A 22,798-nucleotide genomic window follows, 5' to 3' on the forward strand; every position below is an offset into this window, starting at 1 on the left:
AAAAAAAACCGCCGCAGCGGTTTTTTTCGTGGAGCGTCCGGCGCCTTACTTGGCGGGCTGCCAGCTGTCTTTCAGGGTGACGATGCGGTTGAAGACGGGCTTGCCAAGCTGGCTGTCGACCCGGTCGGCCGCAAAATAGCCGTGGCGCTCGAACTGGAAGCGCTGTTCCGGCAGGGCCAGTTCCGCGCCCGGTTCCAGCCACGCTTGCACCACTTCCTTGGCCAGCGGATTCAAGGCCAGTTTGAAGTCCTTGCCGCCCGCGTCCGGCTGCGGGTCGGTAAACAGGCGGTCGTACAGGCGTACTTCGGCGGGAATGGCCGTCGGCGCGCTGACCCAGTGCATATTGCCCTTGACCTTGTAATTGGCGCTACCTTCCGTGCCCGACTTGCTGTCCGGGAAGTAGGTGCAATGCACGGCGATGACCTTGCCGTCTGCATCCTTGTCAAAGCCAGTGCATTCGATCACGTAGCCATAGCGCAGGCGCACCTTGCTGCCCGGCTTGTCGTCGATCGGCGGATACAGACGGAAATAGCCCTTGTTCGGCACTTCCATGAAATCGTCTTCCTCGATCCACAGCTCGCGCGAGATGGGGAAGGTGCGCAAGCCCCGTTCCGGGAAGTGCGGATGCACGGGTGCCGTGCATGCCACGCTTTCGCCTTCGGGGAAGTTATCGATGATCAATTTCAACGGACGCAGCACGGCCACCGTGCGCGGCGCTTTCGGGTCCAGGTCTTCGCGCAAGCAGCCTTCGAGCACGCTGTAGTCGATCCAGCCGTCGGACTTGGTGACGCCCGTGCGTTCGCACATCAGTTGAATCGCTTCCGGCGTGTAGCCGCGGCGGCGCATGCCCACCAGGGTTGGCATGCGGGGGTCGTCCCAGCCGTCGACGATGTGCTCTTCCACCAGTTGGCGCAGCTTGCGCTTGCTGGTGACGATGTAGGTCAGGTTCAGGCGCGAGAATTCGAACTGGCGCGGCACGGGTTGCTGGAAGAAGCCGCCGGCCGACAGGGTTTCCAGCAGCCAGTCGTAGAAGGGGCGGTGATCCTGGAATTCCAGCGTGCAGATCGAATGCGTGATGTTTTCCAGCGCGTCCGAGATCGGGTGCGTGTAGTCGTACATCGGATAGATGCACCAGGCGTCGCCCGTGCGGTGGTGGTGCGCATGGCGGATGCGGTAGATGGCCGGGTCGCGCAAGTTCATGTTCGGCGAACGCATGGCATCTTCGCTCATCTTCGCGCGCAGGATGTGCTCACCATCCTTGAATTCGCCTGCCTTCATGGCGCGGAACAGGGCCAGCGATTCGTCGCGCGGACGGTCGCGGAACGGCGAATTCTTTCCGGCCTGGCCGAAATTGCCGCGGTTGGCGGCCATGTCTTCGGCGCTCTGGCTGTCGACATAGGCAAAGCCGGCCGTGATCAGGTACTCGGCCATCGCGTACAGCTGGTCGAAATAGTCGCTCGCGTAGTGCAAGTGGCTCTGGCCATCGGCATGCTTCGGTTCCCAGTCAAAGCCCAGCCATTTCACGCTGTCCATGATGGTGTCGACGTATTCCTGCTCTTCCTTCGCCGGATTGGTATCGTCGAAGCGCAGGTTGCACTGGCCGGCGTAATCGCGCGCCAGGCCGAAGTTGACGCAGATCGACTTGGCATGGCCCACGTGCAGGTAGCCGTTCGGCTCCGGCGGAAAACGCGTGATCACCTGGGGCAGGCCGGGACGCACATGGGCGCCGGCAGCCAGGTCGGCTTCGATGATGTTACGCAAGAAATTGGGCGCCAGCGCTGGCGCGGCGGTATTCGGTTTATCGTTGCTCATTGATCAATGCGGAAGAGTGACAGTAAAAAGCATTTTACCGTACCGCAAGCGCTTTATAAGCACGTATTTGCCCCCATATCCCAGCATGCAAGCGACGCGGGCGCCGTTCTATAGGATAATCTGCCTTTAATTAGCAAACAAATCGTGACCCCGGAGCCATTTATGGAAAATTTATATAACGTCCTCGGTGTCGCGCCCAATGCCAGCGACGATGAAATCAAGAAGGTTTACCGTTCGCTGGCCATGCGCTTCCACCCCGACCGCAACCAGGCCCCCGGCGCCGAGGCGCGCTTCAAGAGCGTCACCAAGGCGTATGAAATCCTGGCCGACCCGGTCAAGCGCGCCGAATACGACCAGAGCGTGAACCACCGCATCATCATCGATCCGGAAGCGGAAGCGTATGCCCTGTGGTGCGGCGTGTTTCGCCTGCATGGCACCGTTCTGCCGGCAGATTAAGCCTGCAGGCGGCTGCCCGGCCAGCCTGAATGATTTGAAAAACAACAAACAATGGTGCTTTTACTTTTATGTAAAAGTACCGCGCATCACATTGGAAAGCACAGCATGAGAAGAGTACACCCTGAATTCGCGTACCAGTCGCGCGAGCTGGAAGGCCAGATCGATGGCATCCTCGGCGACCCGCCAAACCGCAAGAACTACAAAAGCATGGTCGACGCGCTGGTGAGCGAGTACGCCAGCGGCGGCGGCATCGAAGACGTGAACATGCTGGCCTTCGCGCTGGTCGACCACATCACCTTCAGCGACCCGAAGGGCTTGCTGGCCGAAAGCGAAGACTACGAGTTCGGCGACCCGGCCCGCGTGTTTTCCATGGCTGCCTGCGCCGCGCCGGAAGCGGCGAAGATGTACGCCGCCATCGAAGAGAGCTTCCCCGACCTGGCGCGCCAGGCCATCATCACGGCCTTTTTGCACAAGAATCCGCGCCTGTGGGACGACGACGACCAGTCGCTCGACCAGCTGGCCGCCAATGACGACGGCGACGACGAGCGCGACGAGGACGAAGCCACCGACGATTTCGCCCAGATGTTTGACCAGGATGGAGATGACCATGGCCGATAACAAGGATGATCAAAAGAGCAATCTTCCCGCGCTGACCAAGCAGGTCACGGAATTGGTGCTGTCCGGTTCGCTGGGGCACGCCGAGCAGGCGTTTGCCGACGCGGCCGACCAGTATGGCGATCTTGCCGTGGTGGAAGTGTTGAGCGCCATCCCGCCGCAAGTGACAGCCCTGCACCTGGCCGGCTTTGACGGCGGCAAGATGTCGCTGGCAACCTTGCTGGTACCGCCGAAAGCCTGGGCCGACAGCCTGGCCTTCATCGCCGCTACCTGGAGCGATGACCAGATCGAGGACGACCCGGAACGCATCGCCGAGTCGCTGTTCGCGCACATCCACGGCGTGGTGTTTTCCACCGACGACGCCGAACGCCGCCGCGAGCTGCTGCTTGAAGCGTCCGCCACCGACTGGGGCGCCACGGCGTTTGCCATTTTGTTCTCGATGGCGCCGAAGGAGATCCTCGAAGTGGCGGGCGAAATCGTCATCAAGGGACCGTACGTGACGGGCGTGACTTCGTCCGACAACGACGTCGTGCCGCTGGCCATTGAACTGGCGCAAGCGAATGAAGACGGCTGGGACCGCTCGCTGTTCGAATTGTTCCCCGATTTCCGCCACAGCGCCGACCTGGCCGATGCCGAATACTCGGACGACCCGGACGAAGAGCCGACCATGTTGCAGCGCAGTACCAAGGAATTGCTGTACCGCCTGCGCAAGCAAGTGCCGAGCACGCGCAGTGCACCGCGCTCCAGCACGCGCCGCAGCCTGGGCACGGGCATTTTCTCGTGATGAAAGCAGGGAACGTCTAATGCTGCCAGCAATTGTTGTAGAGAATCTTCCGCGCCTGGTGCGCGCCATCAAGCTGTTGCCGAACGATCCGCGCGAAGACGCGGCGCTGGACCTGGCCGACGAATTGACGGGCATCACGGCCATGGTGGCCGAGAAGTTCACGAATGAACGCACGGCCGACGGCATCCAGAAAGCGTTGTATTTGACGGTGGGCGGCGTGTCGCTGGGCCTGGAGCAGGCCGTCACGCATGAAGGCGACCAGGCCGCGCTCGATTTCCTCGTCGAGCACGGCGCCGAGCACGCATTCCAGGTGGGCTTTCGCCTGATCAAGGAATTGTCGCAGCTGCCGGAAGACGCACTCGTCGGTGAATACGATCAGGACCCCGTCTACTTGCAGCGCCGCCTGCGCGAGCTGTTCATCGATATTTGCCAGGCCGACCCGAACCAGAACTGGGCCGGCTATGAAAAGTACGCGCTGCAATTGCAACAGCGCAAGGAAGTGCAAGCCGTGGTGCGCCTGGCCAGCTGGCTGCGCCGCCACCATGACAACGGCCCCGTCAGCGACAGCGACTTGAATGCCGAGGGTGTGATTGCCGTGGCCATCATCTTCGCCATCGAAGGCGGCGGACGCATCATGGCGCGCACGGGGCAGAAGGAATTTGAACGCTTTGTGCGTTCCGTGCGCAAGAACAAGCCCGACTTCGAGGAAGGCTGGGCCGCCCTGGTGGCCAAGGTGCCCGTGCAGCATCACCCGGTGTTGCTCGAGCGCATAGAATCGTACCGCCGCAGCTGCACCGTCGTGCATAAAATCCTCACGCGGGCCAGCATGAAGAGCCTGTTCGAGGACCTGGAAAATTATGCGGGTTCGGAGCTGGACGCGGATTACTCCTGATGTAGGTCAGCGCAGGCCGGCACGCGCCGGCCTATTCTTTTTCTTCCTGCGCCGCTTCCTCGGCCAGTTTCACGAATGCCGCCACCAGCGGCGACGTCTCTTCTTCCCTTTGTGCCAATAGCAGGCTGGTGGTCGCCTGCGGGTCGGCGATTGGGCGGTAGCACACGCCATCCATGCGGATGCGGTCGAACGAGGCGGGCAGCACGGAAATGCCGCAGCCGGCCGCCACCAGGCCGATGATGGTCGACGCTTCGCCCGCTTCCTGCGCCACCTGGGGCACGAAGCCGGCTGCCTTGCACAGGCGGAAAATCTGCGGATAAATCCCCGTGCCGGCATCCTTGGGGTACATGACAAAGCCTTCGCCCGCCATGTCGGCAATGGCAATCGCCTCCTTGGCGGCCAGCGCGTGGGCGACAGGCAGCACGAGGAACAGCGGGTCTTGCCGCAGTTGCGTCAGGCGGATGTCGTCCGGATACGTCGTTTCCGGCGGGCGCACGAAACCCAGGTCCATCGTCCTGCCCGAGATCGCTTCCAGCTGATGCAATGTGGCCATTTCGTGCAAGGTCAGGGTGACGTGCGGGAATTGCTGGCGGTAGCGGTTGATGACGGTGGCGAAATACGGCGTAAACGGCGTGGAAAACGTAAAACCGATGCGCAATTCGCCCGCCTCGCCCCGCTGCGCCCGGCGCGCCGTGACGGCCGCCTGTTCCGACAGGGCCAGGATGCGCCGCGCATCGTCGAGGAACAGCGCGCCCGCCTGCGTCAGGCGCACGGAGCGCTTGTTGCGCTCGAACAACTGCGCACCCAATTCCGCTTCCAGTGCCTGGATTTGCTGGCTCAGCGGCGGCTGGCCGATGTGCAGGCGCTCGGCCGCGCGCGTGAAGTGCAATTCTTCGGCGACGGCAACAAAGTAACGCAGGTGGCGCAGTTCCATATTCGTCCAGTAATCGTTTTAAAGTATGAGTTGGGCCTTGAATATATATTGGACGATATGAGTTGGCAATCTTAAGATGAAGACTCGCTTCCTCTTCGAAACATGGCCATGTCTGATTCATCGCTCGCTTTTGTCTCCGCCGCCCCATCCTCCATCCCGATTCCTGCTCCCGCACCCCGCACGGCCATCGCCAAGGGCACGGTGGAATTCAAGCGTAGCAACCGCGCGCTGTTCTTCGGCGGCTTTTCCACCTTCAGCTTGCTGTACTGTATCCAGCCCCTGTTTCCCCTGCTGTCGCAGCAGTTCCACCTGACGCCGGCGCAAAGCAGCTGGTCCTTGTCCGTGTCGAGCGGCTTGCTGGCCATCTCGCTGGTGCTGCTCAGCGCCGTCTCGGACCGCATCGGCCGCAAGCCGCTGATGGTGGCGTCGATGTTTTCCGCCGCAATACTCACCATTTTGTCCGCCTTCGCCCAGGATTATGCGCAACTGCTGGCGATTCGCGCGGCGCTGGGCGTGGCCCTGGGCGGCATGCCGGCCGTGGCCATGGCTTACCTGGGCGAGGAAATCGAGGGGCCGTCCTTGGGGCTGTCGATGGGGCTGTATATTGCCGGCAGCGCGTTTGGCGGCATGTCCGGGCGCTTGATCGCTTCCATGCTCAGCGATTTCCTCTCGTGGCGCTGGGCCCTGGGCGTGCTGGGTGTGGCTGGCGTGCTGGCGGCAGCCGAATTCTGGCGCAGCCTGCCCGCATCGAAAAACTTCGTGCCCAGTACCCGTGGCTGGAATGCGCTGCCGCATGCGATTCGCCAGCATTTTTCCGACCAGGGCTTGCCGTGGCTGTTCTGCCTGGCTTTTGTGCTGATGGGCTGTTTTGTCAGCCTGTACAACTACATCGGCTACCGCCTGTTGGCCGCGCCATTTGGCTTGCGCCAGAGCACGGTCGGCTTGCTGGCTTTTCTATACCTGATCGGTATCTTCAGCTCCGTCTGGGCGGGCCGCCTGGTGGACCGGCTGGGGCGCCGGGGCGTGCTGTGGATCATGCTGTCGCTGATGCTTTCCGGCATTTTGCTGACCCTGTTCGATTCCTTGCCGCTGATCGTCATCGGCATGGCGCTGGCCACCTTCGGCTTCTTCGCCTCCCATTCGATCGCCAGCAGCTGGGTCAGCCGCCGCGCGCGCGCGCCGCAGGCCCTGGCCTCGGCCTTCTACCTGCTGTTCTATTACCTGGGCTCGAGCCTGATCGGTTCCGCCTCGGGCATGATGTGGGGCTTCGACGGCTGGACGGGCGTGATCATCATGCTGGGCCTATGCCTGGGGGGCGGCGTGCTGATCGCCTTGCGCCTGCGCCATTTGCAGCCGCTGGGCGCGCGCGAAGCGGTGGGCTGAGGCGGCTATTTGGGGCAGTTGCCGATCATCGTTTCCCCATTCCTGCCCGCGCCCGTGGTCACGCACAAAGTGCCCAGTGCGTTGGTGATCTTGTAGGTGCGGCCGCCCTTGGCCGCATTCGCGCCCACTTCCTCGATTCTTGACGCTTCATACCATTTTGGCGGCACGGCCGCGTAGGCCTCGGCAAAGCCTTGCTGCATGCGCTTGAAGCCCGTGTCGTCAAATTTCTCCCCGCCCCGCTGCGGGAATTGCTTGCGCAGTTCCCTGTCGATCTTGCCCACGTCGCGTTTGGCTTGCGCCAGGATATCGGCTGCGCCGGGTGGCGTGACGAGCGTGATCGCTTCTGGCGTTGCTGGCGCTGGCGCCTGCTCGACGGCGGGAGGGGGCAGAGGGCGGCTGATGGACGCCGGCATTGGCAGGCGCGGCACTCTTGCGGCAGCTGTGCTGGGCAACGGTACGGGTACGGGCTTGGGCGGCGTCGGGGCGGTGTAGCGCAGCCAGGCGATGGCCGGGCCCCGCGGCAGGTTTTCGTCCGTGATAGCGCGTGGCCGCGACTGCAAGACAATATATGCCAGCCCCGCGTGCAGCAGCACGATCAGCAGCAGGCCAGGAGCGCGGCGGGGCAGGGGTGGCAAGGAGGTCATGGATGGCATGGCTGTTCAGGTACGGCAATGTATCTGAAGGATTTGATAATTATCTAAAATGTCACACGTGCTTACAAAAAAGTGCCACACGGAAATTTCGACGCCATGGCCGCTGGCGGGGAACCCTGTGCCAGTTTGGCGATCCAACCCGGATACCACGCGAACAGGAGATCATCATGATGCAGGTAAAGGAAGTGGCACGGCGCTTTGGCGCCATCGAACACGCGATCGGCCAGGCGGCCCAGCTGTGCGGCAAACAGCAGGGCATGCCCATGGATTTGAAGGATTGCATCAACCAGCTGGACCAGCAAAAGAGCGCCGTGCGGCAAGCCATCGACACGCAAGACGATGCGCGCATCCGGCAAGCCGTCGACCAGATGGAATCGCTGGGCGACCGCGCCAAGCGGGCGTGCGGCACGGCGACCAGCGTGACGCCGGAAATGAAGAGCGCCGTGCTCAAAGTGCATGATGAATTGTCGGACCTGAAGCACCAGCTGCATTAGGTTTTGTCAGGTGTTGTAACCGTTTTACATCTGGCGGAACAAATGGGCATATAAAGGGCTGACGCGCAGTTGCGCCGGGTGCTGGCGCAGGGTCAGGGACAGCTTGCCCGCCTCGTCGCGCACGGCCGTGGCGATGGCGCTGGCGTTGACGATGGTGCCCCGGTGGATTTGCCAGAACTGTTGCGGGTCCAGCTGGGGCAAGAGTTCCTTCAGGCTCGTGCGTATCAGCGCTTCGCTGTCCTGGCAGACGACGTTGATGTATTTGTCCAGCGCTTCGAAATACACGACGTCGGCCAGGGCGATCATGCGCACGCTGTTGCCGACGGCCGCCCGTATCATTTGCAGGCGCGGGGCGGGTGGCAGCATGGCTTGCAGCTGGCTCAGCAAGCGGACCAGGTTGTCGTCGCTGGCGGAGGCTGTTTCCGTCGCCGCCAAGGGTGCCGTCGTGGTGGCTGCCCCTGCCGTTGGGGTTGCTGTTGTTGTAGCGTTGCCGCTGTCGCGCAGGCGCTGCTGCAGGCGTTCCACCGTCTTGCCCAGGCGTGCATCGTTGACCGGTTTCAACACGTAGTCGGCGGCCGCATGTTCGAAAGCGGCCAGCGCGTATTCATCATAGGCCGTGACAAACACGATCTGGGGGAAAGGGATACTGTCGGGCCACTGTTCTGCCAATTCCTCGGCAGCTTCCAGGCCCGTCTTGCCTGGCATCTTGATGTCGAGAAATAATATGTCGGGCTGCAGCGCCAGGCCTTGCCGCAAAGCCTCCACGCCGTTGGGGCAGGTGGCGACAATGTCGAGTTCCGGCCACAGCCGCTGCAAGGCGTGCGCGAGAGCGGCGGCGAGGATGGGTTCGTCTTCGGCGATCAGGGCGCGTGGCACGCGCGGGGTGTGGTGGCTCATGCGAGGGGGCTCGTGATGGTGGGTGAAAGGGGGAGTGTCAGGCGGGCGGTCGCGCCTGCCGGATGGTTGGCGGCCAGTGACAGGCTGGCGGCATCGCCATGCATACCGCGCAGGCGTTCGCGGATATTCGCCACGCCCAGGTGCGTGCCCTTGCTCTGGCCCTGATGGTCGAGGCCCAGGCCATCGTCGCTGACAGTGAGAAGCAGCACGCTGCCGTCGGTGGCGGCCTGCACGTGGATATGGCCGCCTTCGATCTTCGGTTCCAGGCCGTGCTGGATGGCGTTTTCCACCAGCGGCTGCAGCAGCATGGGTGGCACCTTGATCTGGCGCAAGGCCACGGGCAAGTCCAGCGTAAAGCGCAGGCGCGCGCCCATGCGAATCGACATCAGGCCCAGGTAGGCTTGCATCAGGGAAAATTCCTGCTCCAGGGTGGTGGATTCGGCGCGCGAGGAGGAAAGGGTGGCGCGCAAATACTGGATCAATTGATCGAGCAGCAGCTGGGCACGGTCGGGGTCAAAGCTGATCAGGCCTTGCAGGTTGGCCAGGGTATTGAACAGCATGTGGGGTTCGATCTGCGCCTGCAGCAATTGCAGCTGTGCTTGCATGGCCTGGCGCGCTATGGATTCGGCGCGGGCCTTTTCCTGGGCTGCTTCCATTTGCAGGCGTGCAATCTTTTCGCGGCTGCTAAAAAACAGGATGGCCGCACTGGCCGCCGCCAGTGTGAACACCGTCATGCTGACATTACGGGGCGACATGGCAATCGGAGCGGGAACGTCGATATTGGCCAGCCAGCCGAACAGCATGGTGCCGCCTACTTGCGCCACGGCGGCACTGACGATGATGAGGACAGTGAAAGGCAGCTTTTGGGGACGGCGTCCTTCTCCCCACCATGCCAGGCGGATGCCGTCGATAAGCAGGAAGGCGATGCCGCCTATGCACATGGACGCAAGCAGGTTGAGCCAGAAGCTTTGTCCGCCGCTCAGCACGTAGGTGATGAAGAGGGCGCACAGGACATTGAGCAGCAGCGCATAGCGGGCATCGCCCAGCAGGCGCCGGTAGGGAAAGCCCGTTTTGCGGGGAGCTGCGTCGGTAGTGTGCATACGGGACTGCCTTCAGGTGGGCGCTCGGGTTGGTCATGCGGCAATTATGGGCGGCTCTGCATGCGGGCGCAACGCCGCTGCGACGAAACAGGCCAGGCGTGGCGCCAATCGCCTGATCGCGTCCTTTACACGGCGGCGCTCGCACGCGATGATGGCAAGACGTCTTGATCGACAACCTCATCACGATAAAGGAACACCATGTGGCCCTATCCACGTACCTTGGCGCACCGCGGCGGCGGCACCCTGGCGCCTGAAAACACCTTGGCCGCCCTGCGCTGCGGCCTGGCCTACGGCTACCGCGCCGTGGAATTCGACGTCATGCTGGCGGCCGACGGCGTGCCTGTCGTCGTGCACGACCCCGAGCTGGGGCGCACGGTGGCTGGCAGCGGCCGTATCCACGATTACACGGCCGCGCAACTGGGGGCCATGGAAGCGGGTGCCTGGTTCGGCCCCGCGTTCGCGGGCGAAGGCGTGCCCACGTTTGACGCCGTGGTGACGTATTGCAAGGCGCAGCGCATCTGGATGAATATCGAAATCAAGCCAGAGCCCGGCTTTGACGGGGCCACGGGCGAGGCGGTGGCGCGGGCCACGCGCGATTATTTCGCAAAGGAAATTGCTGCAGGAGAGTTATTGCCGCTGCTATCGTCGTTCAGCATCGCCGCACTGGAAGCGGCGCGCCAGGCGGCGCCGGAACTGGCGCGCGGCTGGCTGGTCGAAGCGATACCTTCTGATTGGGAGCAACAGGCAAAGGAACTGGACGTGGTGGCCATCCATTGCGACCATCAGCAGCTGACGCCGGAACTGGCGCGAGAGGTAAAGGAGGCGGGATACGGGCTGTTCTGCTACACCGTCAACACCCCGGAACGGGCCAGCGAGCTGCTGGCCTGGGGTGTGGATGGGTTTTGTACGGACCGGATAGATATTATTCCATCCATGGCGTAGGTCGGATTGGCGGGGCAAAGCCCCGCGTAATCCGACAACATTCTTGACGTTATTGGTGTTGTCGGCTTACGCGCTTGCGCGCTAAGCCGACCTACGTTTCAAACAGCTTAGAAAGTCACGCGCATGCCGACTGTGATATTGCGCCCCATCAACGGCGCCGCATTCTTGATGAACGAAGTATGGCTGTACGCCAGTTCATTCGTCAGGTTGTTCGCCTTGATGTAGAGCTGGGCGGGCGTGCTGCCGATGCGGGTGTCGTAGTTGGCGGACAGGTTCAGCATGTTGTAGCCCGGGGTTGCCGTTTCGAACGCCGCCACTTTATCCTGCTTGCCCACGCGGTAGAACTCGGCCACGCCGCTCCATGCCTGCCAGTTGGCGTCAACCTTCACGCCGACGCGCTGGGCGGGGATGCGGGGTAAATTGCCGCCGCCGTCGGCCAGCTTGGCCCGCACATAGTCGCCGAACACGCTGGCGCCGAACATGGGGTTCAGCTGCTGGCGGATTTGCCCTTCCACGCCCGTGAACGTGGCGTCGCGCTGGGCGTACTGGATCAGCTGGAAGCCTTCGTGGTTGTCCAGGGTAGAACCGAAGATGTAGTTGTCGACCTTGTTGCGGTAGGCGCTGGCCGAGAAGGTCGTGGCGCCCGCATATTTGCGCAAGGTCAAGTCGATATTGTTCGACGTTTCCTTGCCCAGGTTTTGATTGCCCAGTTCATACGTGGCCGTGGCCATGTGCACGCCCTGCGCATACAGTTCCTCGGCGCTGGGCAAACGGTGCGTGCGCGAGAGGGTCGAACCGAGCGAATACTGGGGCGCAAATTTCCACACGGCGCCCAGGGAGATCGAGGTGCCCTTGGCGCTGCGGTCTTGCAGGGTGGCGCTGTCGACCGTGATGTCTTGCCATTCGTGGCGCAAGCCCGCCTCGAAGCGCCATTGGTCCAGCTTGTATTCTTCCACCAGGAAAGCTGCGTGTTTCTTCGTTACCGTCGGCGCCACGTACGCTTCCTCGCCCAGGGCCGAGAAATCGCGCTTCGACGTTTGCAGGCCGACTACGCCGCGCCAGCCGAAGACGGGATGGTGTTCCATTTCCAGGCGCGCGTCGTGGCCCTTGTTCTTGAACGTGGTGGCGATTTGCCTGCCTTCGATTTCATCGTGCTTGTAATCGGTGAATGCGGCGCGCAGGCGCAGCTTGGCGAAGCCGGGCACGGGATCGCGCAATTCGCCGCGCACATCCCAGCGTTCACTCTTCAGCTTCACGAACGGCACGCTGCCGTGCTCGTGGTCATGTTCCTCTTCAGCACCGTGGTCATGGCCGTCGTGGCCGCCGCAATGCAGGTGCGTGCCGTGCGGGTGGCAGCTCTCGAATTCATGGTTGTGGCCGGGCAAGCCGTATTCCGCATGCTGGCTGGTGAAGGCCAGGCCCAGGAAACCGCGTTGACCCACCCACGACACGCCCACGCTGCCCGTGTCCGTCTTGTTGTAGCTGCCGGCTACTTTGGAACCGCCTTCCCAGCCGCTGCCGACCTTGTATTCCTTCGCGTCGCGCTTGACGCCTTCCGCGTGGAAGGCGATGTTGCCGGAGCCGCCAGTGACTTCAAAGGCGCCCGCCTTTTCGCGTGCCGCCGAGTTGGCGCGCACTTCCGCGCTGCCTTCAAAACCTTTCGCCGGCACGCGCGTGGGGATTTTCTTGTCGATCACATTGACGACGCCGCCGACGGCGCCGCCGCCGTAGGCCAGCGCGGACGGGCCGCGCAAGACTTCAATCTGTTCCGACAGCATCGGTTCGGCCGCGACAGCATGGTCGGGGCTGATGGTCGAGGCATCCTGCACTTCGGCGCCATCGGACAGCACTTTGACGCGGGGGCCATCCATGCCGCGGATGATGGGACGGCTGGCGCCGGCGCCGAAGTGGCTGGACGTGATGCCGGGCTGGCCGGCCAGGGTTTCACCGAGGGTCGCTGCCCTTGCCAGCACCAGTGCCTCGCCTTCCAGCACGGTGACGGGCGTGCTCATGTCGTCGCTGCCCAGGGCCAGCGCGCTGGCCGAGACGGTCACGGCAGGCAAGGTGGCCGCCTGCTGCGCCAGGGCGCTGGCCGGGGTGGCAAAGGCCAGCATGATGGCCAGCGCGAGGGGAGTTGGTTGTTGAGGACGGACGGACATGGGCAAGAATTCCTTTATCGGCTATCGGTGTTGGCGGGGTTTGGGCAGGCTGTTGCCGGATGGGTGGACTGCCCGAAGATGATAATGATAACCCATTATCATTACTGTGTGACAGTTTTTCCGGGCAGTGGAAGAAGGCGGATGGTGTATTCTGTCGGCTATGGAACGCACAACACGTCAAAAAACCGCTATTCAAGCCGCTATCGAGTCGGCCCAGCGCCCCCTGTCGGCGCAGGAAATCCTCGAACAGGCCAGCTTGCAGGTGACGCAGCTGGGCATCGCCACCGTTTACCGCAATCTGAAATCGCTGGTGCTGGAAGAAAAGGTGCACGTGGTAACCTTGCCGGGCGAAAACCCGCGCTATGAATCGAACACGGCCGCCAATCACCACCACCACCATTTTCAGTGCACCACCTGCCAGCGCGTGTTCGACGTGCATGATTGCCCGGGCGACTTGAAACGCATGGCGCCGCAAGGCTTTGTCGTCGAGCGCCACGAGCTGACCCTGTATGGCCGCTGCGCCGATTGCAACGCCGCCTCCGGCGCCACGGCCAAAGTGGGGAGCGCCGCAGTTGCCGCCACTGTGCACGCCTGCGCCAGCCACCACGACCCGGCCTGAACGGTCCAGCCTTCCGTGTTGGCTCGGGCGCAACAATGCCCGTGCCCGCCGCAATTGCCACACCCCATATCACGTATAATCTTCCCTTTAAAGCTGCCGCCACTCTTTGCCAAAAAAACATGAAATCATCTGAAATCCGCGACAAGTTCCTCAAATTTTTCGAGTCCAAGGGCCATTCCATCGTCCGTTCCAGCTCCCTGGTGCCAGGCAACGATCCGACCTTGCTGTTGACGAACAGCGGCATGGTGCAATTCAAGGATGTGTTTACGGGCACGGACAGCCGTCCGTACACGCGTGCCACCTCGGTGCAGCGCTGCGTGCGCGCCGGCGGCAAGCACAACGACCTGGAAAACGTCGGCTACACGGCGCGCCACCATACCTTCTTTGAAATGCTGGGCAATTTCAGCTTCGGCGACTATTTCAAGCGCGACGCTATTCAATACGCGTGGGAACTGCTGACCAAGGTGTATGGCTTGCCGGCCGACAAGCTGACCGTCACCGTGTACATCGAAGATGACGAAGCGTACGACATCTGGGCGAAAGAAATCGGCGTGCCTGTCGAGCGCATCATCCGCATCGGCGACAACAAGGGTGCGCGCTACGCGTCCGACAATTTCTGGCAGATGGCTGACACGGGCCCATGCGGTCCATGCACGGAAATCTTCTACGACCACGGCGCCGACATCCCTGGCGGCCCACCGGGCTCGCCGGACGAAGATGGCGACCGTTTCATTGAAATCTGGAACCTGGTGTTCATGCAGTTCAACCGTGACGAAGCGGGCGTCATGCACAAGCTGCCCAAGCCGTGCGTCGACACGGGCATGGGCATGGAGCGCCTGGCCGCCGTGCTGCAGCACGTGCATTCGAACTATGAAATCGACCTGTTCCAGCATTTGATCCGCGCCGCCGCGCGCGAAACGGGCGCCACGGACCTGGAAAACAAGTCGCTGCGCGTGATCGCCGACCATATCCGCGCCGCCGCCTTCATGATTGTCGACGGCATCATTCCGGGCAGCGAAGGCCGCGCGTATGTCTTGCGCCGCATCATCCGCCGCGCCTTGCGCCATGGCCACAAGCTGGGCCAGACGAAACCGTTCTTCTACAAGCTCGTGGCGGATCTCGCCATCGAGATGGGCGGCGCCTATCCGGAGCTGGAAGAAGCCAAGGACAACGTGGCCAACATGCTGAAAGCCGAGGAAGAGCGTTTCGGCGAAACCCTGGAAACGGGCATGAAAGTGCTGGAAGCGCAGCTGGCCAAGGATGCCACGGGCATCGACGGCGCCACCGCCTTCACCCTGTACGAAACCTACGGCTTCCCGCCAGACCTGACGGCCGACATTTGCCGCGAACGCAATATCAGTTTCGACCAGGTGGGTTACGATGCAGCCCTGAAGGAAAGTCAGGAACTGTCGCGCAAGGGCGGCAAGACGCACAAGGACAGCAAGGTCGAGTACACGGGCGAGAAAAACAAATTCGTCGGCTACGATCAATTGACGTTCAGCAGCAAAGTCGTGGCGCTGTACGCGGCCGGCACGCCGGTGCAGGAACTGAAGGCCGGCCAGGATGGCATCGTCGTGCTCGACACCACGCCGTTCTACGCGGAATCGGGCGGCCAAGTGGGCGACCAGGGCGTGATCGCCTCGGGCGCGGGCACCTTTGCCGTCAGCGACACCCTGAAAATCCAGGCTGACGTGTTTGGCCACCACGGCGTGCTCGCATCGGGCGTGTTGAAGGTGGGCGACGCCGTCTCGGCCGAAGTCGACACGGCCAAACGCGCGCGCACCATCCGCAACCACTCGGCCACGCACTTGATGCACAAGGCCTTGCGCGAAGTGCTGGGCAGCCACGTGGCGCAAAAGGGTTCGCTGGTCGATCCGGACAAAACCCGTTTCGACTTCAGCCACCATGCGCCGATGACGGCCGAGCAAATTGCCGCCGTGGAAACCATCGTCAATAAAGAGATCCTGGAAAACCGCGCCACGCAAGCCCACCTGATGTCGTTTGACGATGCCGTCAAGCATGGCGCGATGGCCCTGTTCGGCGAGAAGTACGGCGACGAAGTGCGCGTGCTCGACATCGGCAGCTCGAAAGAACTGTGCGGCGGCGTCCACGTGCAGCGCACGGGCGACATCGGCCTGTTCAAGATCATCGGCGAAAGCGGTGTGGCCGCCGGTATCCGCCGCGTGGAAGCGGTGACGGGCGAGGGCGCGCTGGCGCTGGTGCAAACCATCAACCGCCGCCTGGTCGAAGCGGCCAATGCGCTGAAGGCGCAGCCGGAAGAACTGACGGCCCGCATCGTCCAGGTGCAGGACCATGTGAAGGCGCTGGAGAAGGAACTGGCCGCGCTGAAATCGAAACTGGCCTCGGGCCAGGGCGATGAGCTGGTCACGCAAGCCGTCGATGTCAACGGCATCAAGGTGCTGGCCGCCGTGCTCGAAGGCGCCGACGTGGCCCGTTTGCGCGAAACCATGGACAAGCTGAAGGACAAGCTGAAGACGGCTGCCATCGTGCTGGCCAGCGTGACTGACGGCAAGGTCAGCCTGATCGCCGGCGTCACGGCGGACGCGACTTCCAAGGTCAAAGCGGGCGAGCTGGTGAACTTCGTTGCACAGCAAGTGGGCGGAAAAGGCGGCGGACGCCCCGATATGGCGCAAGCCGGCGGCACCGATGCTAGCGGTCTGGCGAATGCCCTGGCCGGCGTGCCGGCCTGGGTCGGCGAACGTGCGAAATAAGGCGTAAGCTAGAGGACATGCGGGGTTTTCGCCCCACAGCCCCTTGAAAACGGCCCGCAGACATTGTTTGCGGGCCGTTTTGTCGTGTGGAATCTCGTTGTGACCCCACAACAGCCCATGAACTATTTTGGTGCAGCGCGTCAATGCCCCTGATTTAGAGTAGTATGTCGAAAATCAGTACAACAAAAATGGCGGGATATTGATGATGAGCGACACACTACTTGATACCGAGATTATGGAATTTCACAAAGAACTCGACGCGCGCGGCTTGAATTGCCCCCTGCCGATTCTGAAGGCGAAAAAGGCTTTGTCAGAGCTGCAGAGCGGGGAAGTGCTGCGCATCATGGCAACCGATCCCGGTTCCGTGCGCGACTTCCAGGCTTTCGCCAAACAAACGGGCAATGCCCTGCTGTCGCACGTGCAGACGGGCACCGAATTCGTCTTCCTGATGCAACGCAAATAATTCTGCCAGCCGGGGCCGCCGTGGCGCGGCCTGCTTGAGCGCTTGCCGTGCCGTTTTTACGTCCTTTTGCTGCCCTGCAGCGTAGCGGCAAACTCCCCTGAAATCCTCGAAGCTGGACAGTTTAGATGGATTGTTCTAACAAAAAATCGCACGATCGTGCTTAAATTCGGTTCAGGATTCAAATTTCTCTTATAATCGAACGCACAATCAGCACTTGATCCGTCATTTTTATAATTTCCCAAAGGCATAGCTATGAAAGTCTTGGTACCCGTCAAACGCGTGGTCGACTATAACGTCAAAGTCCGCGTCAAGAGTGACGGCACTGGCGTCGATACCGCCAACGTCAAAATGTCGATGAACCCTTTCGATGAGATCGCGCTGGAAGAAGCGATGCGCCTGAAAGAAGCCGGCAAGGTCACTGAAGTGGTCGCCATCTCCTGCGGCGTGACGCAGTGCCAGGAAACCTTGCGCACCGCCATGGCCATCGGCGCCGACCGCGGCATCCTGGTGGAAACGACGACTGAACTGGAACCGCTGGCCGTGGCCAAGCTGGTGAAAGCCCTGGCCGAGAAAGAACAGCCGCAACTGATCATCCTGGGCAAGCAAGCGATCGATGACGACAGCAACCAGACCGGCCAGATGCTGGCAGCCCTGTTGGGTTGGCCGCAAGCCACGTTCGCCTCGAAAGTCGTGCTGGAAGACGGCAAAGTCACCGTCACGCGCGAAGTCGACGGCGGCCTGGAAACCCTGGCATTGACCTTGCCAGCAATCATCACCACCGATTTGCGTTTGAACGAGCCACGCTATGTGACCTTGCCGAACATCATGAAGGCCAAGAAAAAGCCGCTCGAGACCGTCAAGCCGGAAGACCTGGGCGTCGATGTTGCGCCACGCCTGAAGACCTTGAAAGTCGTCGAGCCAGCCAAGCGCTCGGCCGGCATCAAGGTGCCGGACGTGGCCACGCTGGTCGCCAAGCTGCGTACCGAAGCCAAGGTTATTTAAACATACCCCAAGACAAAAGCTGGGGTCAGACCCTGAGGGTCCGACCCCCGGCACTTGCACATTACTAGGAATAATCATGGTCGCATTAGTTATTGCTGAACACGACAACGCTACCTTAAAGGGCAGCACCCACCACACCGTGACCGCGGCTGCCCAGTGCGGCGGCGACGTGCACGTGCTCGTCGCAGGTTCGAACGCCTCGGCTGCCGCCGCTGCCGCCGCGCAAATCGCCGGCGTGACGAAAGTCATCGTCGCCGACGCACCCTATTTTGCCGACGGCCTGGCCGAAAACGTGGCCGAGCAAGTGCTGGCCATCGCCGGCAACTACAGCCACATCCTGGCTCCCGCCACCGCCTACGGCAAGAACATCCTGCCGCGCGTGGCTGCCAAGCTGGACGTGGCGCAAATCTCGGAAATCACCAAGGTCGATTCGCCTGACACCTTCGAGCGCCCGATCTACGCCGGTAACGCCATTGCCACCGTGCAATCTAGCGACAAGGTCAAGGTCATCACCGTGCGCACCACCGGTTTCGACGCCGCTGCCGCCACCGGCGGTTCGGCTGCCACTGAAACCGTCGCCGCCGTTGGCGACAATGGCAAGTCCACTTTCGTGGGCCGCGAACTGGCCAAGTCCGACCGTCCTGAACTGACCGCTGCGAAAATCATCGTGTCGGGCGGCCGTGGCATGGGTTCGGCCGAGAACTTCCACATCCTGGAACCGCTGGCCGACAAGCTGGGCGCCGCCATGGGTGCTTCGCGCGCCGCCGTCGACGCCGGCTTCGTGCCGAACGACTGGCAAGTGGGCCAGACGGGCAAGATCGTCGCGCCATCGCTGTATATCGCCGTCGGTATCTCGGGCGCGATCCAGCATCTGGCCGGCATGAAAGATTCGAAAACCATCGTTGCCATCAACAAGGATCCTGAAGCACCGATCTTTGCCGTGGCCGATTACGGCATCGTGGGCGATCTGTTCGAGATCGTGCCGCAACTGGTCAAAGAACTGGGTTAAGTCACACCCTTTCCGGTTTTGTTAATGACAGAGCCACGCCGGCCCGCCCCACACGGCGAGCCGCGCGTGGCTTTTTTCTTGGAGAAATAGATGAGCTATCAAGCCCCGCTGAAAGACATGTTGTTCGTGATGAACGAACTGGCCGGCCTGGCCGAAATCCACACTTTACCGGGCTGCGAAGACGCCACGCCCGACACGGCCGAGGCCGTGCTGGAAGAGAATGCCAAATTCTGCGGCAGCGTGGTGGCCCCCTTGAATTGGCCCAGCGACAAGGAGCCGAGCTTCTGGCACGATGGCCAGGTCACCACCTCGAAAGGCTTCAAGGAAGCCTTCAAGGCGTATGGGGAGGCGGGCTGGCAGGGCGTGCAGCATCCGACGCAGTTCGGCGGCCAGGGCTTGCCCAAGCTGCTGGCAACGCCGTGCATCGAAATGCTCAACTCCGCCAGCATTTCCTTTGCCCTGGTGGCCCTGCTGTCGGACGGCGCCATCGAAGCGCTGCTGACGGCCGGCAGCGATGAACAGAAGGCGGTCTACCTGGAAAACCTGGTGTCGGGCAAGTGGACGGGTACCATGAATCTGACGGAGCCGCAAGCCGGGTCCGACCTGGCCGCCGTGCGCACGCGCGCCGTGCCGCAGGATGATGGCACGTATAAAGTCTTCGGCACGAAGATTTTCATCACGTATGGCGAGCACGACATGGCGGAAAACATCGTCCACCTGGTGCTGGCCCGCACGCCGGACGCGCCTGCTGGCGTGAAAGGCATCTCGCTGTTCATCGTGCCGAAATTCCTCGTCAATGCGGACGGCAGTCTCGGTGAGCGCAATGACGCGCACTGTGTTTCCATCGAGCACAAGTTGGGCATCAAGGCCAGCCCGACGGCCGTGCTGCAGTTCGGCGACCACGGCGGCGCCATCGGCACCCTGGTGGGCGAGGAAAACCGCGGCCTCGAATATATGTTCATCATGATGAACGCGGCCCGCTTCGGCGTCGGCTTGCAAGGCATCGGCCTGGCCGAGCGCGCCTACCAGCAGGCCGTGGCGTTCGCCAAGGACCGCGTGCAGTCGCGCGACCTGGCGGGGTCTGGCGGCCCGGTTTCCATCATCCACCACCCGGACGTGCGCCGCATGCTGATGTCGATGCGCTCGCAAACGGAGGCGGCGCGCGCGCTGGCCTACGTGGGCGCGGCTATCAGCGACGTGGCGCACCACCATCCGGACGCCGAAGTGCGCGCGGAAAGCCTGGCGACGTATGAGTACCTGGTGCCCGTCATCAAGGGCTGGGCCACGGAAATGTCGCAGGACGTCACGCGCGACGGCGTGCAAGTGCATGGCGGCATGGGTTTCATTGAGGAAACGGGCGCCGCCCAGCATTACCGCGACGCCAAGATTCTCACCATCTATGAAGGCACGACGGCCATCCAGGCGAACGACCTGGTGGGCCGCAAGACGGTGCGCGACGGTGGCGCCGTCGCGAAAGCCATCATCGCCCAGGTGCGCGCCACGGAAGCCCAGTTGGGCGAGTTGACCGGCGCCGACTTCCAGGCCATGCAGCGCCACCTGGCCGAAGGCAGCGCCGCGCTCGAAGCGGTGGTGGAATACCTGGTGGCGAACATGAAGACGGACATCAAGGCCGTGTTTGCGGGCAGCGTGCCGTACCTGAAACTGGCCGGCATCGTGCTGGGCGGCTGGCAAATGGCGCGCGCGGCCGTGGTGGCGCAGCAAAGGCTGGGAGAAGGCAGCGGCGACGCCTCGTTCTACAAGGCAAAAATCGCCACGGCACGCTTCTTTGCTGACCATATCCTGTCGCAAGCGCCAGGACTGCGCGCCACCATCATCGACGGCAGCGCCGGTGTGATGGCCTTGTCGGAAGAGCAGTTTTAACCGGGGGCAGACCCCCTCGTCCGCTAACGCCGCGCTTCGATGTTAGCGTTGGCGAGGGTCTGACCCCAGCAGTTTGCTGAAGGCAGGTTGAATGCAAAAAAGCGCTGGAGATCACTCTCCAGCGCTTTTTTTAACCCCAAACGTAAGTGCCGGGGTCAGACCCGCCGGGGGAATGTGCCCCAATGGCGCGCATTCCGATCCCGCAGGGACTGACCCCAGATTTACTCTGCGCTCTTAACGGCGGGTAATGCCGTTACCCGAATTGCGCACCAAGTCGCCAGTGGCCAGCCCCGGATCCTGATCAAACGCGAAGTCAGCCTTGGCGCCCGTCTCGTATTGCACGGTGACGGTCCAGGTCTTGGCATTCTTCATGTGGCCTTCGACTTGCTTGCCGGCATACGCGCCGCCGGCGGCGGCGGCCAGGGTGGCCAGGTCCTTGCCGCGTCCGCCGCCCACCTGGCGGCCCAGCAGGGCGCCGGCCACGCCGCCGCCGATCATGCCCAGCGCGCCGCCTTCACCCGCTTTTTCCGTGACGTTGACTGCCAGTACCTTGCCGCAATCGGCGCAGATCTGATGCTGTGGCTGCTTGGAAGGCTGGCTGGCGTAGGAATTGCCCGCTCTTTGCGCGGCCTTGGCATTGATGATGGCCTGGTCGTATTCGCTCTTGGCATCGCGCAGGCATTGCATGCGCGCTTTCGAGCTGGTTTCTTCCGCGCACAGTTTCTTGTCGTCCGCATAGCGCGTACTGGCTTGCTTCGTGTCGTAGGTGTATTGCGCCTTCGGCGACAGGTTTTGCGCGAAGGCGGAGGTGCTGAACAGGGCCGTGATGGCGACTGCGAGGATGAGTGGGCGACGAATCATGATCTTCTCCTAGGGGTGTTGAGTGTGCCAGTAATGTCGGCATTGTGAATGCAGTATAGAGGAAAATCATGATTGCTTACCAACACTTACATGTGCGTGCGGCGTGCGCAATCGGATGCCATGCCCGCATGGAAATTAACCGTAGGCGCCGCCCGTGTACAGCAAGTCGAACAGGCGCGCCATGGTGGCGATCAGCACGCCTGCACCGAGCATCAAGGTAGCGACCAGCACCACGGCCAGGGGCCAGCCCGTGTCCGACAGGTGGCCGGAGGCGGTGTTGTAGCGCGCATCCCACTTGTCGTCCGGCATCAGGCCCAGCACCAGCGCTTCCAGGAAGCCGCCCAGGGCGGACAGGGTCAGTGGCAATATCTGGTAAAACCAGTCGGCTTCGGGAAACAGCTGGCGCAGCAGCAAGGAGGCGGGCAGGGCGGCCAGGTGCAACCAGCCCCAGCGGTCTTTGGCGCCATGCAGGTAGAAGCGGTGCACGCCCAGCATGCCCAGCAGGAAGGCTAGTAGTGCCGTGAATGCCTTGTTCTTGTGCGACTGTTGCAAAATGGTAGCGGTGGTCATGGGACTCCAGAGTTGCTCATCGGTAAAGATTGTCAGTATCGGTCATTGCCTGCCGCAACGATAGCACTTTCATGCGCCGTTCAGGCAATGCTGTTGCGCCATGTCATCGACCGTGCGTGGCCTGGACGGCACGATAGACGCACGCGCCTATTGCGTCTTCGGCCATGACTGGTCATAATGTTTGATTAGCCCAAATTACACGCCCGTCATCATAACGCTTGCTGCCTGGCGGTAAAGCGCGCTATAATTTGCGGCTTTTTCCGCCTCAGCACACTTTTTGGAAATATTATGGTCGTTATTCGTTTAGCTCGTGGAGGCGCCAAGAAGCGCCCGTTCTTCAACATCGTCGCTACTGATTCGCGCAATCGCCGCGATGGTCGCTTCATTGAGCGTATCGGTTTTTACAACCCGATGGCGCAAGGTGGCGAAGTTCCACTGCGTATCACCGCAGACCGTCTGGCCTACTGGCAAGGCGTTGGCGCACAATTGTCGCCAACCGTTGCTCGCTTGGTAGCCAGCAACAACAAAGCAGCAGCTTAA

At 62.1% G+C, this 22,798-nt stretch carries 22 protein-coding genes; 14 read left to right on the plus strand and 8 right to left on the minus strand.

Annotation, left to right across the window (positions count from 1 at the left end; translation table 11 throughout):
* Nucleotides 1–45: 45 nt before the first annotated feature.
* The gene (locus tag ACQ4WL_RS22625) at nt 46–1,812 is read right to left on the minus strand and encodes a glutamine--tRNA ligase/YqeY domain fusion protein (RefSeq protein WP_436511768.1); all 1,767 of its coding nucleotides are present in this window, start codon (nt 1,810–1,812) and stop codon (nt 46–48) included.
* A 162-nt stretch (nt 1,813–1,974) separates the two neighbouring features.
* On the opposite strand from ACQ4WL_RS22625, the gene ACQ4WL_RS22630 reads away from it, so the two are divergent.
* The 4 genes from ACQ4WL_RS22630 (at nt 1,975) to ACQ4WL_RS22645 (ending at nt 4,559) form a co-directional block, all read left to right on the plus strand.
* Complete coding sequence (locus tag ACQ4WL_RS22630) at nt 1,975–2,268, plus strand: DnaJ domain-containing protein (protein ID WP_096234166.1); 294 nt, start codon at nt 1,975–1,977, stop codon at nt 2,266–2,268.
* Between the two features lie 105 nt (nt 2,269–2,373).
* A complete protein-coding gene (locus tag ACQ4WL_RS22635) occupies nt 2,374–2,886 on the plus strand; it encodes a hypothetical protein (RefSeq protein WP_436511769.1) in 513 nt (170 codons plus the stop codon).
* Nucleotides 2,876–3,667 (plus strand): hypothetical protein, encoded by a 792-nt coding sequence (locus tag ACQ4WL_RS22640; protein ID WP_353658604.1) that lies wholly within the window; start codon nt 2,876–2,878, stop codon nt 3,665–3,667. Before ACQ4WL_RS22635 ends, ACQ4WL_RS22640 begins: the two co-directional genes overlap by 11 nt.
* 19 nt (nt 3,668–3,686) lie before the next feature.
* Entirely contained in the window at nt 3,687–4,559 is an 873-nt protein-coding gene (locus ACQ4WL_RS22645) for a hypothetical protein (protein WP_436511770.1), read from the plus strand.
* Nucleotides 4,560–4,590: 31 nt separating this feature from the next.
* Here ACQ4WL_RS22645 and ACQ4WL_RS22650 read toward each other — a convergent pair whose 3' ends face one another.
* On the minus strand, nt 4,591–5,493 hold the full coding sequence (locus ACQ4WL_RS22650; RefSeq protein WP_436511771.1) for a LysR family transcriptional regulator: 903 nt from the start codon (nt 5,491–5,493) through the stop codon (nt 4,591–4,593).
* A 108-nt stretch (nt 5,494–5,601) separates the two neighbouring features.
* Between ACQ4WL_RS22650 and ACQ4WL_RS22655 the strand changes: the two genes are divergently transcribed.
* On the plus strand, nt 5,602–6,876 hold the full coding sequence (locus ACQ4WL_RS22655; RefSeq protein ID WP_436511772.1) for an MFS transporter: 1,275 nt from the start codon (nt 5,602–5,604) through the stop codon (nt 6,874–6,876).
* Between the two features lie 5 nt (nt 6,877–6,881).
* Here ACQ4WL_RS22655 and ACQ4WL_RS22660 read toward each other — a convergent pair whose 3' ends face one another.
* Nucleotides 6,882–7,529 (minus strand): hypothetical protein, encoded by a 648-nt coding sequence (locus ACQ4WL_RS22660; RefSeq protein ID WP_436511773.1) that lies wholly within the window; start codon nt 7,527–7,529, stop codon nt 6,882–6,884.
* Nucleotides 7,530–7,696: 167 nt separating this feature from the next.
* Between ACQ4WL_RS22660 and ACQ4WL_RS22665 the strand changes: the two genes are divergently transcribed.
* A complete protein-coding gene (locus ACQ4WL_RS22665) occupies nt 7,697–8,023 on the plus strand; it encodes a hypothetical protein (RefSeq protein WP_070221866.1) in 327 nt (108 codons plus the stop codon).
* 24 nt (nt 8,024–8,047) lie between these two features.
* Here ACQ4WL_RS22665 and ACQ4WL_RS22670 read toward each other — a convergent pair whose 3' ends face one another.
* Nucleotides 8,048–8,920 (minus strand): LytR/AlgR family response regulator transcription factor, encoded by an 873-nt coding sequence (locus tag ACQ4WL_RS22670; RefSeq protein WP_436511774.1) that lies wholly within the window; start codon nt 8,918–8,920, stop codon nt 8,048–8,050.
* Nucleotides 8,917–10,020: a sensor histidine kinase gene (locus ACQ4WL_RS22675; RefSeq protein ID WP_436511775.1), complete on the minus strand. Its 1,104-nt coding sequence runs from the start codon at nt 10,018–10,020 to the stop codon at nt 8,917–8,919. Before ACQ4WL_RS22675 ends, ACQ4WL_RS22670 begins: the two co-directional genes overlap by 4 nt.
* A gap of 198 nt (nt 10,021–10,218) precedes the next feature.
* Between ACQ4WL_RS22675 and ugpQ the strand changes: the two genes are divergently transcribed.
* Entirely contained in the window at nt 10,219–10,962 is a 744-nt protein-coding gene (gene ugpQ / locus ACQ4WL_RS22680) for a glycerophosphodiester phosphodiesterase (protein ID WP_436511776.1), read from the plus strand.
* Nucleotides 10,963–11,069: 107 nt separating this feature from the next.
* On the opposite strand, the gene ACQ4WL_RS22685 is transcribed toward ugpQ, so the two are convergent.
* Nucleotides 11,070–13,121: a TonB-dependent receptor domain-containing protein gene (locus ACQ4WL_RS22685; protein ID WP_436511777.1), complete on the minus strand. Its 2,052-nt coding sequence runs from the start codon at nt 13,119–13,121 to the stop codon at nt 11,070–11,072.
* Nucleotides 13,122–13,281: 160 nt separating this feature from the next.
* On the opposite strand from ACQ4WL_RS22685, the gene ACQ4WL_RS22690 reads away from it, so the two are divergent.
* The 6 genes from ACQ4WL_RS22690 to ACQ4WL_RS22715 all read left to right on the plus strand — a co-directional run bounded on the left by ACQ4WL_RS22690 (nt 13,282) and on the right by ACQ4WL_RS22715 (nt 20,827).
* On the plus strand, nt 13,282–13,740 hold the full coding sequence (locus ACQ4WL_RS22690; RefSeq protein ID WP_436511778.1) for a Fur family transcriptional regulator: 459 nt from the start codon (nt 13,282–13,284) through the stop codon (nt 13,738–13,740).
* 119 nt (nt 13,741–13,859) lie between these two features.
* Nucleotides 13,860–16,472: an alanine--tRNA ligase gene (alaS, locus tag ACQ4WL_RS22695; RefSeq protein ID WP_436511779.1), complete on the plus strand. Its 2,613-nt coding sequence runs from the start codon at nt 13,860–13,862 to the stop codon at nt 16,470–16,472.
* Between the two features lie 235 nt (nt 16,473–16,707).
* On the plus strand, nt 16,708–16,935 hold the full coding sequence (locus tag ACQ4WL_RS22700) for a sulfurtransferase TusA family protein (RefSeq protein ID WP_010395510.1): 228 nt from the start codon (nt 16,708–16,710) through the stop codon (nt 16,933–16,935).
* A 252-nt stretch (nt 16,936–17,187) separates the two neighbouring features.
* Complete coding sequence (locus ACQ4WL_RS22705) at nt 17,188–17,937, plus strand: electron transfer flavoprotein subunit beta/FixA family protein (RefSeq protein WP_099379460.1); 750 nt, start codon at nt 17,188–17,190, stop codon at nt 17,935–17,937.
* Nucleotides 17,938–18,013: 76 nt separating this feature from the next.
* Nucleotides 18,014–18,946, plus strand: coding sequence for an electron transfer flavoprotein subunit alpha/FixB family protein (locus ACQ4WL_RS22710; RefSeq protein ID WP_436511780.1), 933 nt, complete (start codon nt 18,014–18,016; stop codon nt 18,944–18,946).
* Between the two features lie 90 nt (nt 18,947–19,036).
* Complete coding sequence (locus ACQ4WL_RS22715; protein WP_436511781.1) at nt 19,037–20,827, plus strand: acyl-CoA dehydrogenase; 1,791 nt, start codon at nt 19,037–19,039, stop codon at nt 20,825–20,827.
* A gap of 234 nt (nt 20,828–21,061) precedes the next feature.
* Here the strand turns inward: ACQ4WL_RS22715 and ACQ4WL_RS22720 are convergent, their stop codons facing one another.
* Both ACQ4WL_RS22720 and ACQ4WL_RS22725 read right to left on the minus strand, forming a co-directional pair.
* A complete protein-coding gene (locus tag ACQ4WL_RS22720; RefSeq protein WP_436511782.1) occupies nt 21,062–21,688 on the minus strand; it encodes a glycine zipper 2TM domain-containing protein in 627 nt (208 codons plus the stop codon).
* A 135-nt stretch (nt 21,689–21,823) separates the two neighbouring features.
* Nucleotides 21,824–22,258 (minus strand): NINE protein, encoded by a 435-nt coding sequence (locus tag ACQ4WL_RS22725; RefSeq protein ID WP_436511783.1) that lies wholly within the window; start codon nt 22,256–22,258, stop codon nt 21,824–21,826.
* Between the two features lie 288 nt (nt 22,259–22,546).
* Between ACQ4WL_RS22725 and rpsP the strand changes: the two genes are divergently transcribed.
* Complete coding sequence (gene rpsP, locus ACQ4WL_RS22730) at nt 22,547–22,798, plus strand: 30S ribosomal protein S16 (protein WP_010395524.1); 252 nt, start codon at nt 22,547–22,549, stop codon at nt 22,796–22,798.

It is taken from the genome of Janthinobacterium kochi (assembly GCF_051380715.1).
In the GTDB taxonomy this organism is placed as follows: domain Bacteria; phylum Pseudomonadota; class Gammaproteobacteria; order Burkholderiales; family Burkholderiaceae_D; genus Janthinobacterium.

Excerpts from the sequence above, each read along its gene's own strand:
- ACQ4WL_RS22700 (WP_010395510.1), top strand. The coding sequence starts at position 16,708 with ATGGAATTTCACAAAGAACTCGACGCGCGCGGCTTGAATTGCCCCCTG.
- ACQ4WL_RS22725 (WP_436511783.1), bottom strand. The coding sequence starts at position 22,258 with ATGACCACCGCTACCATTTTGCAACAGTCGCACAAGAACAAGGCATTC.
- alaS (WP_436511779.1), top strand. The coding sequence starts at position 13,860 with ATGAAATCATCTGAAATCCGCGACAAGTTCCTCAAATTTTTCGAGTCC.
- rpsP (WP_010395524.1), top strand. The coding sequence starts at position 22,547 with ATGGTCGTTATTCGTTTAGCTCGTGGAGGCGCCAAGAAGCGCCCGTTC.
- ACQ4WL_RS22690 (WP_436511778.1), top strand. The coding sequence starts at position 13,282 with ATGGAACGCACAACACGTCAAAAAACCGCTATTCAAGCCGCTATCGAG.
- ACQ4WL_RS22645 (WP_436511770.1), top strand. The coding sequence starts at position 3,687 with ATGCTGCCAGCAATTGTTGTAGAGAATCTTCCGCGCCTGGTGCGCGCC.
- ACQ4WL_RS22640 (WP_353658604.1), top strand. The coding sequence starts at position 2,876 with ATGGCCGATAACAAGGATGATCAAAAGAGCAATCTTCCCGCGCTGACC.
- ACQ4WL_RS22715 (WP_436511781.1), top strand. The coding sequence starts at position 19,037 with ATGAGCTATCAAGCCCCGCTGAAAGACATGTTGTTCGTGATGAACGAA.
- ACQ4WL_RS22685 (WP_436511777.1), bottom strand. The coding sequence starts at position 13,121 with ATGTCCGTCCGTCCTCAACAACCAACTCCCCTCGCGCTGGCCATCATG.
- ACQ4WL_RS22710 (WP_436511780.1), top strand. The coding sequence starts at position 18,014 with ATGGTCGCATTAGTTATTGCTGAACACGACAACGCTACCTTAAAGGGC.
- ACQ4WL_RS22670 (WP_436511774.1), bottom strand. The coding sequence starts at position 8,920 with ATGAGCCACCACACCCCGCGCGTGCCACGCGCCCTGATCGCCGAAGAC.
- ugpQ (WP_436511776.1), top strand. The coding sequence starts at position 10,219 with ATGTGGCCCTATCCACGTACCTTGGCGCACCGCGGCGGCGGCACCCTG.
- ACQ4WL_RS22665 (WP_070221866.1), top strand. The coding sequence starts at position 7,697 with ATGATGCAGGTAAAGGAAGTGGCACGGCGCTTTGGCGCCATCGAACAC.
- ACQ4WL_RS22705 (WP_099379460.1), top strand. The coding sequence starts at position 17,188 with ATGAAAGTCTTGGTACCCGTCAAACGCGTGGTCGACTATAACGTCAAA.
- ACQ4WL_RS22635 (WP_436511769.1), top strand. The coding sequence starts at position 2,374 with ATGAGAAGAGTACACCCTGAATTCGCGTACCAGTCGCGCGAGCTGGAA.
- ACQ4WL_RS22660 (WP_436511773.1), bottom strand. The coding sequence starts at position 7,529 with ATGCCATCCATGACCTCCTTGCCACCCCTGCCCCGCCGCGCTCCTGGC.
- ACQ4WL_RS22625 (WP_436511768.1), bottom strand. The coding sequence starts at position 1,812 with ATGAGCAACGATAAACCGAATACCGCCGCGCCAGCGCTGGCGCCCAAT.
- ACQ4WL_RS22675 (WP_436511775.1), bottom strand. The coding sequence starts at position 10,020 with ATGCACACTACCGACGCAGCTCCCCGCAAAACGGGCTTTCCCTACCGG.
- ACQ4WL_RS22650 (WP_436511771.1), bottom strand. The coding sequence starts at position 5,493 with ATGGAACTGCGCCACCTGCGTTACTTTGTTGCCGTCGCCGAAGAATTG.
- ACQ4WL_RS22630 (WP_096234166.1), top strand. The coding sequence starts at position 1,975 with ATGGAAAATTTATATAACGTCCTCGGTGTCGCGCCCAATGCCAGCGAC.
- ACQ4WL_RS22720 (WP_436511782.1), bottom strand. The coding sequence starts at position 21,688 with ATGATTCGTCGCCCACTCATCCTCGCAGTCGCCATCACGGCCCTGTTC.
- ACQ4WL_RS22655 (WP_436511772.1), top strand. The coding sequence starts at position 5,602 with ATGTCTGATTCATCGCTCGCTTTTGTCTCCGCCGCCCCATCCTCCATC.